The organism is Pseudorhodoferax sp. LjRoot39 (genome assembly GCF_964253035.1).
In the GTDB taxonomy this organism is placed as follows: Bacteria; Pseudomonadota; Gammaproteobacteria; order Burkholderiales; family Burkholderiaceae_C; genus Pseudorhodoferax.
In genome coordinates, this window is the sequence record NZ_CAXUQL020000001.1 from 7383720 (window position 1) to 7397102 (window position 13383).

13 protein-coding genes are annotated in these 13383 nt (G+C 69.7%); 7 read left to right on the forward strand and 6 right to left on the reverse strand.

The features are described 5' to 3' along the window. Positions 1-24: 24 nt before the first annotated feature. Positions 25-1425: a PLP-dependent aminotransferase family protein gene (locus ACSQ4M_RS34485; RefSeq protein WP_436193846.1), complete on the reverse strand. Its 1401-nt coding sequence runs from the start codon at positions 1423-1425 to the stop codon at positions 25-27. A gap of 88 nt (positions 1426-1513) precedes the next feature. Between ACSQ4M_RS34485 and ACSQ4M_RS34490 the strand changes: the two genes are divergently transcribed. Further along, a complete protein-coding gene (locus ACSQ4M_RS34490) occupies positions 1514-2803 on the forward strand; it encodes a hydroxymethylglutaryl-CoA reductase, degradative (protein WP_436193847.1) in 1290 nt (429 codons plus the stop codon). A 39-nt stretch (positions 2804-2842) separates the two neighbouring features. Then, a complete protein-coding gene (locus ACSQ4M_RS34495) occupies positions 2843-3391 on the forward strand; it encodes a surface-adhesin E family protein (RefSeq protein ID WP_436193848.1) in 549 nt (182 codons plus the stop codon). A 3-nt stretch (positions 3392-3394) separates the two neighbouring features. Here the strand turns inward: ACSQ4M_RS34495 and ACSQ4M_RS34500 are convergent, their stop codons facing one another. After that, on the reverse strand, positions 3395-4714 hold the full coding sequence (locus tag ACSQ4M_RS34500; protein ID WP_436193849.1) for an amidohydrolase: 1320 nt from the start codon (positions 4712-4714) through the stop codon (positions 3395-3397). A gap of 22 nt (positions 4715-4736) precedes the next feature. Next, on the reverse strand, positions 4737-5942 hold the full coding sequence (gene pcaF / locus ACSQ4M_RS34505; RefSeq protein WP_436193850.1) for a 3-oxoadipyl-CoA thiolase: 1206 nt from the start codon (positions 5940-5942) through the stop codon (positions 4737-4739). A gap of 82 nt (positions 5943-6024) precedes the next feature. On the opposite strand from pcaF, the gene ACSQ4M_RS34510 reads away from it, so the two are divergent. From ACSQ4M_RS34510 to ACSQ4M_RS34520, 3 genes are all read left to right on the forward strand, one after another. After that, a complete protein-coding gene (locus ACSQ4M_RS34510) occupies positions 6025-6459 on the forward strand; it encodes a DUF1841 family protein (protein ID WP_436193851.1) in 435 nt (144 codons plus the stop codon). A gap of 161 nt (positions 6460-6620) precedes the next feature. After that, positions 6621-7304, forward strand: a complete 684-nt coding sequence (locus ACSQ4M_RS34515; RefSeq protein ID WP_436193852.1) for an NAD-dependent epimerase/dehydratase family protein — start codon at positions 6621-6623, stop codon at positions 7302-7304. A 30-nt stretch (positions 7305-7334) separates the two neighbouring features. Beyond that, a complete protein-coding gene (locus tag ACSQ4M_RS34520) occupies positions 7335-8615 on the forward strand; it encodes an alpha/beta hydrolase family protein (RefSeq protein WP_436193853.1) in 1281 nt (426 codons plus the stop codon). Between the two features lie 338 nt (positions 8616-8953). Here ACSQ4M_RS34520 and ACSQ4M_RS34525 read toward each other — a convergent pair whose 3' ends face one another. Both ACSQ4M_RS34525 and ACSQ4M_RS34530 read right to left on the reverse strand, forming a co-directional pair. Then, positions 8954-9685, reverse strand: a complete 732-nt coding sequence (locus ACSQ4M_RS34525) for a siderophore-interacting protein (protein WP_436193854.1) — start codon at positions 9683-9685, stop codon at positions 8954-8956. Further along, positions 9678-10907: an arabinose transporter gene (locus ACSQ4M_RS34530; protein WP_436193855.1), complete on the reverse strand. Its 1230-nt coding sequence runs from the start codon at positions 10905-10907 to the stop codon at positions 9678-9680. Before ACSQ4M_RS34530 ends, ACSQ4M_RS34525 begins: the two co-directional genes overlap by 8 nt. A 60-nt stretch (positions 10908-10967) precedes the next feature. Between ACSQ4M_RS34530 and ACSQ4M_RS34535 the strand changes: the two genes are divergently transcribed. Continuing rightward, the gene (locus ACSQ4M_RS34535) at positions 10968-11621 is read left to right on the forward strand and encodes a TetR/AcrR family transcriptional regulator (RefSeq protein ID WP_436193856.1); all 654 of its coding nucleotides are present in this window, start codon (positions 10968-10970) and stop codon (positions 11619-11621) included. A 133-nt stretch (positions 11622-11754) separates the two neighbouring features. Here the strand turns inward: ACSQ4M_RS34535 and ACSQ4M_RS34540 are convergent, their stop codons facing one another. Beyond that, positions 11755-12438 (reverse strand): c-type cytochrome, encoded by a 684-nt coding sequence (locus tag ACSQ4M_RS34540; RefSeq protein WP_436193857.1) that lies wholly within the window; start codon positions 12436-12438, stop codon positions 11755-11757. A gap of 88 nt (positions 12439-12526) precedes the next feature. On the opposite strand from ACSQ4M_RS34540, the gene ACSQ4M_RS34545 reads away from it, so the two are divergent. After that, complete coding sequence (locus ACSQ4M_RS34545; RefSeq protein WP_056669914.1) at positions 12527-13369, forward strand: AAA family ATPase; 843 nt, start codon at positions 12527-12529, stop codon at positions 13367-13369. Positions 13370-13383 lie beyond the last annotated feature (14 nt).

Consider the following 13383-nt stretch of genomic DNA (forward strand, 5'->3'; position numbering starts at 1 on the left):
AGCAGGCCTGGACGCGATCGCGGCTCAGCCGGCGCGCTGACGCAGCACCGTTTGCAAGGCCGGCGCGAAGCGCGGGTCGAGAACGGCGCCCACGTTGAAGCGCGACCAGGGCGAGACCGCCTCGGGATCGACGCTGAAGATGCGGCCCGGGGCCATCATCACCTGGCGTTCGAGCATCGCCTGCGCCAGCACCAACGCATCGGGCGCGCCGGGCAGCCGCGCCCACAGGAACAGCGAGGCCGGCGTCTGCGCAAACAACTCGGCGCCCAAGCCCTGCAGCAGTTCCTGCGCGCGCAGCGTGGCCTCGGCGACGCGTCGGCGCAGGTGGGCCAGATGGGCCAGGTACTGGCGCTCGCCCAGCAGCGTGTCCACCGTGCGCTCGCAGTACTCCGAGCTGCTCACATGCACCAGGGCCTTGAGGTCCGCCAGGTCGCTGGCCAGATCGGCGCTGCAGGCGATGAAGCCCACGCGCAGCGCGGCCGACAGCGACTTGGAGAAGCTGCCCACATAGAGGGTGCGTTCCAGCCCGTCCAGCGCCGCGAGCCGCGTGGACTGCGGCGGCTTGAAATCGGCCAGCGGATCGTTCTCGACGATCAGCAGGTTGTGCTGGCGCGCCAATGCGAGCACACGCTGGGCAACGGCGGGCGCAAGGTCCGAGCCCGTGGGGTTGTGCGCCAGCGATTGCGTGAAGAACACGCGCGGCCGGTGGCGCAGCAGCAGTTGCTCCAGCGCCTGCGGATCGGGACCGTCGGGCGTGCGTGGCACGCCCACCGTGCGTGCGCCGGCCAGGTGCAGCTTGCCGAACAGCGGGTAGTAGCCCGGGTCGTCCGCCAGCACCACGGCACCGGGCGGCACGAAGTAGCGCACGATGATGTCCAAGGCCTCGTTGGCGCCATGCGTGAGCACGGTCTGCCGCGTGCCGGCGGCGATGCCGAAGTCCGCCAGCCGGCGCACCAGTCGCTGGCGCAGCGGCTCGTAGCCGAAGCGGTTGCCATAGCGGAACAAAGTGCCCAGGCCGCCGCGCGCCACCTTGTGGTGGTGCCGGTCCAGCCGCGCGCCGGCCAGCCATTCGATGGGCGGGAAGCCATCGCCCACGTTGAGCTGGCCCGGCTCCTCGCGCAGCTGGTTGCGCATGAGCCAGACGATGCCCATGGCCCGCCCCAGCGAACCCGCATCGTCCTCGGCCGCCGCGGCCGCGGCGCGCGTCGGCGCCTTGACAAAGAAGCCCGCACCGCGGCGCGGCTCGACCAGGCCGCGCGCGACCAGCAGCTCGAAGGCGGCCACCACGGTGTTCTTGCCCAACCCGCGCTGGCCGGCCAATGCGCGCAGCGAGGGCAGCTTGTCGCCGGCACGGAAGGCGCCTTCCAGGATCTGGCGCTCCAGCGTGTCGGCCAGCTGGACGAAGATGGATTCGGTCGGTGGCATGGGGCAGCTGTTCCGCCGAACTGTACCTGTGCGCGCGGGTACAGCCGACCCAGAATGCCGCGACACCAACACCACCGGAGACGACACCATGGGCAGCGACTCGCGCCTTCCGAACTTCCGCGCGCTCAGCCCGGCGCAGCGGCTGGACCACATCGCCCAGGCCGCGGGCCTCGGGGCCGAGGAGCGTGCGCTGCTGGAGCAGCCCGGCGCGCTCCGGCTGGAGCTGGCCGACGGCATGATCGAGAACGTGATCGGCCGGTTCGAGCTGCCACTGGCCGTGGCCGGCAACTTCCAGGTCAACGGGCGCGATGTGCTGGTGCCCATGGTGGTCGAAGAGCCCTCGGTGGTGGCCGCGGCGTCCTTCATGGCCAAGCTGGCGCGCGCGGGCGGCGGCTTCGAGACCTCGAGCAGCCTGCCGCTCATGCGCGCGCAGGTACAGGTGCTGGGCATCAGCGACCCGCAGGGTGCGCGCCAGGCGCTGCTGCGCAAGCGCGACGAGATCCTGGCCACGGCCAATGCCCGCGACAAGGTGCTGGTCGGCCTGGGTGGTGGCTGCCGCGACATCGAGATCCAGGTCTTCCCCGACACGCCGCGCGGCCCCATGCTGGTGCTGCACCTGATCGTGGACGTGCGCGACGCCATGGGCGCCAACACCGTCAACACCATGGCCGAGGCGGTGGCGCCGCAGGTCGAGCAGATCACCGGCGGGCGCGTGCTGCTGCGCATCCTGTCCAACCTGGCCGATCTGCGGCTGGCGCGCGCCCGCGTGGTGCTGGCGCCAGCGACGCTGGCCACGCCCGAGCGCCGCGGCGAGGACATCATCGAAGGCATCCTGGACGCCTACGTGTTCGCGGCCGTCGACCCCTACCGCGCGGCCACGCACAACAAGGGCATCATGAACGGCATCGACCCGGTGGTCGTGGCCACCGGCAACGACTGGCGCGCGGTGGAGGCCGGCGCCCACGCCTACGCCGCCCGCAGCGGCCGCTACACCTCGCTGACCTGCTGGGAGAAGGATGCGGCCGGCCGCCTGGTCGGCAGCATCGAGATGCCGATGCCGCTGGGCCTGGTCGGCGGCGCCACCAAGACGCACCCGCTGGCCCGGCTTGCGCTCAAGATCATGGGCGTGCAGTCGGCCCAGGAACTGGCCGAGATCACCGTGGCCGTGGGCCTGGCGCAGAACCTGGGCGCCCTGCGCGCGCTGGCCACGGAGGGCATCCAGCGCGGCCACATGGCGCTGCACGCGCGCAACATTGCGCTGGTGGCAGGCGCCACGCGCGCGCAGGTCGACGCGGTGGCCGCGCGCATGGTGGCCGAGGGCGATGTGCGCGTGGACCGCGCCGCGGCCTTGCTCAAGGAACTGGGCGGCGCTGCCTGACTCAAGACGGCGCCGCGCGCGCCGATAAGCCCGGGGACCATGCGCTTTCTGCCGATCCCCCTGCTTCTTGCCTGTGCCTGTGCCACCGCGGCCGAATGGACCGAGTTGCCGCTGCCGGCCAGCGCCGGCATGGCGGTCTACCAGGAGCCCGGCACCGAGCGCTCGCGCCACAACAAGTTCGTCGGCAGCTTCCTGGCCAACCCGCGCCAGTCCTGGTTCCTGGTCGACTACGCGGTGCCGCACCGCTGGGGGCTCTACGAGGTGCGTTCGTTCAAGCAACGGCTGGAGTTCGACTGCAAGGACTTCAGCATGCGGGTGCTGGCGCGGCTGTACTACGAAGGCCCCATGGGGCAGGGCCGCGTGCTGGCCAGCGAGCGCGAAGCGCGCCAGTTCGTGTCCATCGTGCCGGGCGAGCCAGAAGAGGCCATGCAGCGTGCGGCCTGCGCCTACCTCAAGAAGGAAGAGCAGGTGGCCGCGGTGCCGGTGGCGGCACCACCACCGGCTGAGCCAGCAGCCCCGGCGCCTGCGTCGGCGGCGCAGCCCCAGCCCGTCTACATGCCGCTGGAGCCCGCAGCGCCCGCGCGCTGAGGCTTACGGCGCGCCGAGCGCCGTCAGCACGGCCACGCTCATGGCCTGCACGCCGGTCTTGATGGACGGCTCGGGCACGGGCGCGAAGAAGGGCGAGTGGTTGAACGGCAGCGGCTTGCCGCCCGGCTTCATGGCGGCGGCGACATCCTCGGGTGCCGACACGCCGACGAAGAACATCATGCCGGGCACGCCGGCATTCAAGAACTCCGAGAAGTCCTCGCTGGCCGTGATCGGCGGCACCTGCGCGATCTGCACGCCGGGCAGCGCGGCCTTGAGCGCAGCGGTGGTGCGCTCGACCACCTTCGCATCGTTGACGATGGCCGCGCCGCCGGGCACCAGCTCCACCTGCGGCTCGGGCGCGCCGCCCATGGCCGCGGCCGCCAGCGCCGTGCGGCGGATGCCGGCCAGCAGCTTCTCGCGCACCTGCGGCTGGTAGGAGCGGATGGTGCCGCGCAGCACCACGGTGTCGGGAATGATGTTGCCCACCGTGCCGCCCTGGATGGCGCCGATGGTCACCACGCCGAACGCGGCCGGGTCCTTCTCGCGGCTGACCACGGTCTGCACGTCGGTGATGAAGCGCGCCGCGATGGTGATCGGGTCGATGGTCTTGTCGGGCGCCGAGCCATGGCCGCCGCGGCCCTTGAAGGTGATCTCCAGCGCGTCGGAATTGGAACTGGTCGGCCCCGCCCGGTAGCCGACGAAGCCGTAGGGCGAGGGCGAGCTGTGCAGCGCGAACGCGAAATCGGGCTTGGGAAAGCGCGTGAACAGGCCATCGGCCAGCATGGCCTTGGCACCCGAGACGGTCTCCTCGGCCGGCTGGGCGACGAACATCAGCGTGCCCTTCCACTGGCCCTTGAGTGCGACCAGCGTGCGCGCCGCGCCGACCCAGCTGGCCATGTGCAGGTCGTGGGCGCAGCTGTGCGCCACGAAGGTCTCGCGGCCCGCGTACTGGGCCTTCACCTTGCTCGCGTAGGGCAGGCCGGTCTTCTCCTCCATGGGCAGCGCGTCGAGTTCCGTGCGCACCAGCACCGTGGGGCCGGCGCCGTTGCGCAGCAGCGCCACCACACCGGTGCCTCCCACCTTCTCGGTCACTTCGAAGCCGAGTTGGCGCATCTCCTCGGCCATCTTCGCGGCCGTGCGCACCTCCTGGAAGGCCAGTTCGGGATGGGCGTGCAAGTCCTTGTAAAGCGCCTCCAGCGCGCCGTACATGCCGTTCACGAGCGGGGCGACCTGCTGCTGCGTCTGCGTCTGCGCCGTGGCGCAGGTGGCTGCCAGGCCCAGCAGGCTGGCCAGCACGCTCAGACGGAGGGAGGGTTGGGGCATGTTGCTTTTCCTTCTTCGGTTGTCAAACACGTTCGAGCACGATGGCGATGCCCTGGCCCACGCCGATGCACATGGTGCACAGCGCGTAGCGGCCGCCGGTCCGGTGCAGCTGGTTCACGGCCGTGGTGGCCAGGCGCGCGCCGCTGGCGCCCAGCGGATGCCCCAGCGCGATGGCGCCGCCGTTGGGGTTCACGCGCGGGTCGTCGTCGGCGATGCCGAGTGCACGCAGCACCGCCAGGCCCTGGGCCGCGAAGGCCTCGTTGAGTTCGATCACATCGAGCTGCGCGAGCGCGATGCCGGTCAGCGCCAGCACCTTCTGCGTGGCCGGTGCCGGGCCGATGCCCATCACGCGCGGCGCCACGCCGGCCGTGGCCATGCCGACCACGCGGGCCCTGGGCGTGAGGCCATGGGCGGCGGCGCTCTTCTCGTCGGCCAGCAGCAGCGCGCAGGCACCGTCGTTGACGCCGCTGGCGTTGCCGGCCGTCACCGTTCCATCGGGCCGCACCACGCCCTTGAGCTTGGCCAGCGCCTCCAGGCTGGTCTCGCGCGGGTGCTCGTCACGGGTCACGGCGATGGCGTCGCCCTTCTTCTGCGGGATCAGCACGGGCGTGAGTTCGGCGTCGAAGAAGCCGGACTTCTGCGCCGCCACGGCCTTCTGTTGGCTGGCCAGCGCCATGCGGTCCTGTGCCTCACGGCCGATCCTGTGCTCCACGGCCACGTTCTCGGCGGTCTCGGGCATGGAGTCCACGCCGTAGAGCTCCTTCATGCGCTTGTTGACGAAGCGCCAACCGATGGTGGTGTCGTAGACCGCATTGGCGCGGCTGAACGCGCTCTCGGCCTTCGGCATCACGAAGGGCGCGCGGCTCATGCTTTCGACCCCGCCCGCGAGCATCAGGCCGGCCTCGCCAGCACGGATCGCGCGCGCCGCGCTGCCCACGGCATCCAGGCCCGAACCGCAGAGCCGGTTGATGGTGGCGCCGGGCACCTCGATGGGCAGGCCCGCCAGCAGCGCGGACATGCGCGCCACATTGCGGTTGTCCTCGCCGGCCTGGTTGGCGCAGCCGTACAGCACGTCGGCCAGCGCCTGCCAGTCGACCTTGGGGTTGCGCACCATGAGCGCCTTGATCGGCACAGCGCCGAGGTCGTCGGCGCGCACGCCGGACAGGGCACCGCCGTAGCGGCCGAAGGGGGTGCGGACGGCATCGCAGATGAAGGCCTGGGTGCTCACGGTGGTCTCCTCGGCAAAGGGGTTGCGGGTCATTCTAGGCAGGCCCTCCCCCCGGGAAGACCCGCATGCTAGGCTCGCCCGCATGTTCAATCCTTCGCAAGCGGACGTGCGCCGCTTCTTTTGCGGCGCGCATGCCAAGGCACTCGCCGGCCAGCCCATGGAGGCCATCGAGACCCTGGCCAGCCAGTGGATCGCCGAGCACCCCGAGTACCACGCCGACCTGGCCGACGCCGACGCCGCCGTGGCCCGCGTCTACGACGGCCAGGACGGGCAGCAGAATCCCTTCCTGCACCTGTCCATGCACCTGTCGATCAGCGAGCAGTGCTCGATCGACCAGCCGCGCGGCATCCGCCAGGCCGTGGAGCTGCTGGAACGCCGGCGCCAGTCGCTGCACGACGCCCACCACGAGGTCATGGAATGCCTGGGCCGCATGATGTGGGAGAGCCAGCGCGCCGGCCGGCCGCCCGATGGCCAGGCCTACATCGACTGCGTGCAGCGCCGCGCCACGCAGGACTGAGCGGCGCGCCGACCAGGCGCATCCGCTGCCAAGCGTCCGTCGCGGCCAGCAGTCGCTTTCGGGACGACTGCGCAGTCAGTGCGGCGGGCGTGTTTGCCGCCCTCGGCCCGGAGCCGCCGTGGCAGGCGCCATCTGGCTGCGCAGGAAGCCGATCATGAGGGATGCAGCACACCAGTTCGATCGCCACCTTGCGCAATGCCACCGGCATCACGCTGCAGGAGGACGACCTGGCTGCCCCTGAAGACGCGGTGGATGCCTACTACCGCAGCAAGATCCTGTGCGACCAGGTGGTCGCGCAGTTCGCGCAAGAGCACCCCGCCATGCGCATCACCACCGTGATCCCGGGCTGGATGCATGGTCCCGGCGATGAAGGCCCGACCTCGGCGGGCCAGTTCATTCGCGACTTTCTGTCGCGCAAGATGCCGGGCGTTGTCGACGCGTCCTTCTCGGTGGTCGACGCGCGGGATGTCGCGCAGGTCATGCTCGCGGCCTCGGAACAGGGCCAGGCCGGGCGTCGGTACCTGGTGGCCGGCCGCGCCATGCACATGCGCAACCTCATGGCCGCGATGGCGCAGGTCACTGGCATTCCCGCACCGAAGCGCCGCCTTCCGCGCGCCTTGCTCACCGCCATCGCACTGGTGCAGGAGGCCTACGCGCGTCTGACCGGCCGGCCTGTGCTGTTGAGCCTGGCCACGGTGAACAACATCGGGCGCGACCGCTCCAGGCGCTTCTCGGACCAGCGGATCCGGGAGGAGCTGGGCATCCAGTTCCGCCCGCTCGAAGACACCCTGCGCGATGCGGTGGCGTGGCACCGGCCCCGCCTGTCCCCGCGCACGGCATCCTGACCATTCCAACATCCACCCACGAGACAGACCATGATGCGCCTTCAGTCCTTGAGAACCTTCCTCGCCCGCGCGGGACAGCTCGCGAAACTCGCGGGTGCCGTGGCGATGGCATCCGCACCGCTTGCGCCAGCCGCGCACGCGCAGACCGCGCCCAGCATGGCCGCGTACTGCAAGGCGGGCTTCGCCGCGTATCCCGACGGCATCCAGGGCCTGCCGCCGATCTTCAAGTACAACCTGTGCTGGTGGCTCGAAGATGCAGGCATCGCGCCCGCGGCGTTCGACCAGGTCGTCGCCGCCACGCCCCGTCCGGCAAGCCACCAGGAACTCGTGTCGCGCTTGCGGGCGCAGGCAGACGCGCATGCCCAGACGGCCAGGCAGTTGGACACGGGCGGTCTTGCGCCCGGCTCGCAAGCCGCGCTTGCGGCAGCCGGCGAGTGGCGCAAGGCCGCGTTCTACGGAAAGCTCACCCGCCGGCCCAAGCAGGCGCCCACGGACGACCTGCGCGCCTCGGAGCGCGCGCTGCAGTTGACGGGAGCCGCACCCGAGCGCATCGAGGCCACGCTCGATGGCAAGCGCTTTGTCGGCTACTTCCAGCCCGCGGCATCGCAGGGCGCGCGGGCGCCGTTGGTCATCGTGTTCGGCGGACTGGACAACTTCAAGACCGAGATGGCGCGGCACGTCGCCGCCATGCGCGCCAGGGGCTTTGCCACCCTGGTGCTGGAGAACCCGGACACGGGCGAGAACACGCTCTCCTTCCGTCCCGAAGCCTGGCGCATGCTGAATGCGGCTCGGGATGCGCTGCAAGGCCGTCCCGATGTCGACCTCGCGCGCGTGGGGGTGTACGGCTGGAGCATGGGAGGCTACCTGGCCACGCTCGGCGGCCTGCAGTCGGACTGGATTGCCGCGGTGGTGAACGTGGCGGGCCCCGTGGAGTCCAGCTTCGCGAACGGCCATTGCCTGCGCATCCCCTCATCGGTGGGCGCGGCCTATGCCCTGTTCGCCGGCCTGGCACCCACGGCACCGCGCGACGCCATGTGCGCGCACTACGCCCGCTACGCGCTGTCCAAAGCCATGCACATCGGGCCGGCAGCGCAGCGCAAGCCCGTGCTGATGCTCAACGGCCTGCTCGAAGACCTGACCGCCAAGGATGAGCCCGCGAGCCTGCGCGCACTGGGCCTGTCGGTGACGGAGCTCAGCTACGCGAACGTCGGCCACACCGCGGAGGGCAACATGCGGGACCATCTGCGCATGGCCGCCGACTGGCTTTGGTCGAGGGTGGCGGGTTCGCCCGATCACCCAACATCGGACTGAGAAGCTGTGAACGAACCGCTCACGCCCACGCGAGGCCCCCCAATGACGAACTTCTCACGTTGCGACCGCTGCTCCCAGGGCCTCGCCCTTCGGGCCGGGGCGCGCCAAGCCACATGCGGGCGTTGCAGTCCTTGCCCGGGCACGAGCCCGGGCGGCGGACTGCGCCTACGCCTGTGGCCCGGCGCACCCCGTCGTGGACGCGATCGGTTCATTCACAGCTTCTGAGGGCTCGCGCCCGCCATTGCCGCAGCAAAGGGCGAACGTTGCCCGCGCCGAGCGCATCGGTCCGCCGTCCCCAGCGCACCTCGGCGAGCACTCCACCCGGCCCCAAGCGCCACTCAATCCCGATGATCGGCATTGCCCGTCCGCCAGTACCCTTTGGCACTGAGCCGATGTCGCTCGATGCCATGTTCCTGGAAATACAGCTTCAGCTCGCGCACCGCCGATGCTTCTCCGGCCAGCCAGATGTAGCCCGGCCCTGGCGGCAGCGGGTGGTGCAACAGCTGTTGGCACAACCTTCGGCCGGGCTCGTCAGGGTCGGCACGGAGCCACGTCGTTCGCCAATCCGCGGCGGTGGAGATCGGCTGTTGCTCCGCCGCGCCATCCACTTCGACATATGCTTCCACCGGCATGGAGGCATCCAATGCCGCAGCGATCGACTGGATGGCCGGCAAGGCGGTGGCGTCGCCCCCCAGCAGCAGCCAGCGCGCATCCGCCGGCGGCGCGAATCCTCCGCTGCGCGGCCCGGCAATGCTCACCTGATCGCCCACCCGTGCCTGCGCTGCCCACATCGACGCCGGGCCGTCGCCGCTCTCGCCATGCAGCACCAAATCGATGCGCACCGTCCCAGCAGCACGGTCGACGCTGCGCAAGGTGTAGGCCCGGCCTTCACCGGAGGGCACGAAAAGCTTGACCCAGGCCCCCGGCACATCCACGCCCTCGCACCGTACGAAAGCGGCGACCTCCGCGCCACCGAGCGTGATCCGCCGCATGTGCGGCGTCACGGCCTGCACGTCCAGCACCGTGCCCAGCGCACGCTGCCGCCCTTGGGCCGCCGGCCGCTCAAGCATGGTGCACTCCGCTCGCCGGCCGAAGCCGAAGCTGCAGCGCCACACCAAACGACAGCGCCACCGCCGCCGCGCCGGCCAGATACACCGCGCCGACGCCCGCGCTGCCCGCGATCAGGCCGGCCGCCGGCCCGGTGATGCCCAGCGAGATGTCCAGGAAGGCCACGTAGGCCCCCATGGCGACACCGCGCGCCTGCGGCGGCGCACGCCGAACCGCCTCCACGCCAAACGCCGGGAATGCCAGTGAGTACCCGAACCCGGTCAGCGCCGCACCCACCGCCGCGAGCGAAACGTCGTTGGCGCCCCAGATCAGCAACTGGCCCGACACCGCGATCGGAATGCAGACCAGGGCGACCCGCGCACCGCCCAACTGGTCGGGCAGATGGCCAAAGACAAGGCGCGCGGCGATGAAGGCCAGGCCGAAGGCGGTGAAGGCCACGGACGCCGGGCCCCAGCCCCGGTCGGCGAACAGCAGCGCCGCAAAGGTGGTGATCACGCCGAAGCCCACGCTGGACAGGGCCAGCCCCAAGCCCGGCACCCACACCGACCCGAGCACCCTGTAGAACGGCGTGCGCCGGTGCGCCGCCGCAGCCGTGCCGCGCAGGCCCAGCACGATGGCCAGCGCCAGGAGCGGAACCAATGCCGTTGCCAGCGAGATCCCGGTGAAACCCCAGCGTGCGTTGACGGCCACCCCGACTGGTGCACCCACCGCATAGGCGCCGTACATGGCGATGCCGACCCAGGCCATGACCTTGCCCGCGTTCTGCGGGCCGGCCATGCCCACGCCCCAGCCCAGTGCGCCGGTGACGATCAGGCTTTCGGCACAGCCGAGCAGCAGACGGCCGGCCAGCAGCGTCCAGACCGCCGCCCGCGCATCGGCGAATCCAAGCGAGACCAGATAGGCGATACCGGATGCCATCGCCAGCAGCAGCCCCGAGACGACCGCGCGCTTGGCACCGCGCGCATCGGCCAGGTTGCCCGCCCAGGCACGCGACAGCAGCGCCGCTGCGAACTGGCCGCCCACGACGACGCCGACGCCCAGTGCACCCAGCCCCAGATGCTGGCTCAAGTGCAGCGGCAGCACGGGCAACGGCAATCCGATGGTGAGGAAGCCGACGAACACAGCGACGGCCAATGGCAGCAGACGGAGCAAGACGCCGGCTGGCGGTGCGGCCACCCAGGCGCGTGGCGCCGCGGACGGACGAGACGAATCTGAAGAAGACATGCGACCTTTCATTTCAATGCGAGTAAAAACTCAATTCGGATGTCCAGGAGAATATGAGCCATGGCTCGCATTGAAAACTCGCGTTCACCGGCCGGCGCAGGACCACTGCCCCTTCCTCGCAAAGTGCCGCGCCAGGCCCGCTCCCAGGCCATGGTGGAGGCGATTCTGGAGGCGACGGCTCGCGTTCTGGCCGAGCGCGGATATGCCGGCACGAACACCAACGTGGTGGCGGAACGTGCCGGCGTGAGCGTGGGGTCGGTCTACCAGTACTTCCCGAACAAGGACTCGCTGGTCACGGCGCTGCACGCGCGCCACGGGACGCAGATGTACGCCGCCATTGCGGCAGTGCTGGCCGCCGCGCGTCCAGACGGGCTGTATGGCCACGTGCAGGCCATGGTGCGCGCGTTGCTGGCAGCGCACCGCGTCGCGCCGGAGTTGCACCGCGTGCTGGAGAAGGAGTTCCCGTTCTTCGACGCCCCGCGTGAACAGAGCGCGGCAGACGGCGGCATCTTTCGGCAGGTGCGCCAGCTCCTCGAAACGCACCGCACCGAGCTCGCGCTGGACGATCTGGACCTGGCCACCTGGATGGTGCTGCAGACCATGGAGTCGCTGGTCCATGCGGCGGTGATCGAGCCGCCCGCGATGTTCCGACCCGAAGCGGTGGAGGTCGCGATCGGCCAGGTTCTGATGCGCTACCTGACCGGGCGCGGATAGTGCCTGCGTTTGCGCATGCGCTCAACTTGCGGGAGGACTTGCACCTCCAGGAGTGCGCCCGTGCCGGGTGCACCAATGAAAAAGCCCGCGCGCGGCGGGCTGGGTGCAGCAGGCCGCAGCCTTGCCTGCGCGCTTACTTCTGCGAAGTGCGGAAGCGCGACTCGGGCACGATCTGCAGGCCGCCTTCCAGGCTGGCCAGGTAGCTCGAGATGGCCTTGAGTTCGGCATTGGAGAACTGCTTGGCCAACGGCGCCATCACGCCATTGGAACGGCCGACCAGGCCCGTGCTGGCGCCGGTCTTGTACGCCTTCAACGCGACGAACAGGTAGTCGGCGTGCTGGCCCGCGATCTTGGGGTAGCTCCCATCGATGGGCTTGGCGAAGTTGGCGCCATGGCAGGACACGCAGGCCCCCTTTTGCAGCAGCGCCGCGACCTGGGCGCTGGGCTCCTTGGCCTGCTCGGGCGGCGTGGGCGCGTCCTCGACATGGGTGCTGTAGAAGGCCGCGAGGTCGGCGATGTCCTGATCCGTCAGCGACTCGGCGATGCCCCGCATGGACGGGTGGCGCCGGTCGCCGGTCTTGTAGGCGTTCAGCGCGGCCGCGATATAGGGCGCACCCTGGCCCGAGATCTTGGGCACCTTGTAGACCTCGGGAAACGCGGTCTGGTAGCCGACGATGCCGTGGCAGCCAATGCACATGTCGGCCTTGCCCAAGCCGGCTTTGGGGTCTCCTTTGATTTGCTGGGCCATCGCAGGAAGGCCCAAAGCCGTCACCGATGCGACAGCCAATGCAAACACCGTGGTCTTCAATTTATTCATTTTGCGCGCACAATCTCTATTGAAATCAGGCCGGAAGCAGCGTTTGAGTATAGCCGGCACGTCTCCCAATCTCCCTCCTCCAGACTCCATGAAATTCCAAGGCTCGAACAATTACGTCGCCACGCAAGATCTGATGCTGGCGGTGAATGCGGCTGCCACGCTCAAGCGGCCGCTGCTGGTCAAGGGCGAGCCCGGCACGGGCAAGACCATGCTGGCCGAAGAGGTCGCCAGCGCGCTGAACCTGCCGCTGCTGCAGTGGCACATCAAGTCCACCACCAAGGCGCAGCAAGGCCTGTACGAGTACGACGCGGTGAGCCGCCTGCGCGATTCGCAGCTCGGCGACGAGCGCGTGAAGGACATCCACAACTACATCGTCAAGGGCGTGCTGTGGCAGGCCTTCACGTCCGAGCAGCCGGTAGCCTTGCTGATCGATGAAATCGACAAAGCCGACATCGAATTCCCGAACGACCTGCTGCGCGAAATCGACCGCATGGAGTTCTATTGCTATGAAACCCGCGAACTGATCCGCGCCAAGCACAGGCCGCTGGTATTCATCACCTCGAACAACGAAAAGGAATTGCCCGACGCGTTCCTGCGCCGCTGCTTCTTCCACTACATCAAGTTCCCCGACGCGGCGACCATGCAGCAGATCGTGGACGTGCATTTCCCCGGCCTCAAGAAGGAGTTGCTCACGGCAGCGATGAAGACCTTCTACGACGTGCGCAACCTGCCCGGCCTGAAGAAGAAGCCCTCCACCTCCGAGCTGCTGGACTGGCTCAAGCTCTTGGTGGCCGAGGACATCCCTGCCGAAGCGCTGCAGAGCAAGGACGACAAGGTGGCCGTGCCGCCGCTGGTCGGCGCGCTGCTCAAGAACGAACAGGACGTGACCCTGTTCGAGAAGCTGGTGTTCATGCAGCGGAACAACCGCTGAACCGGGGACGCGCG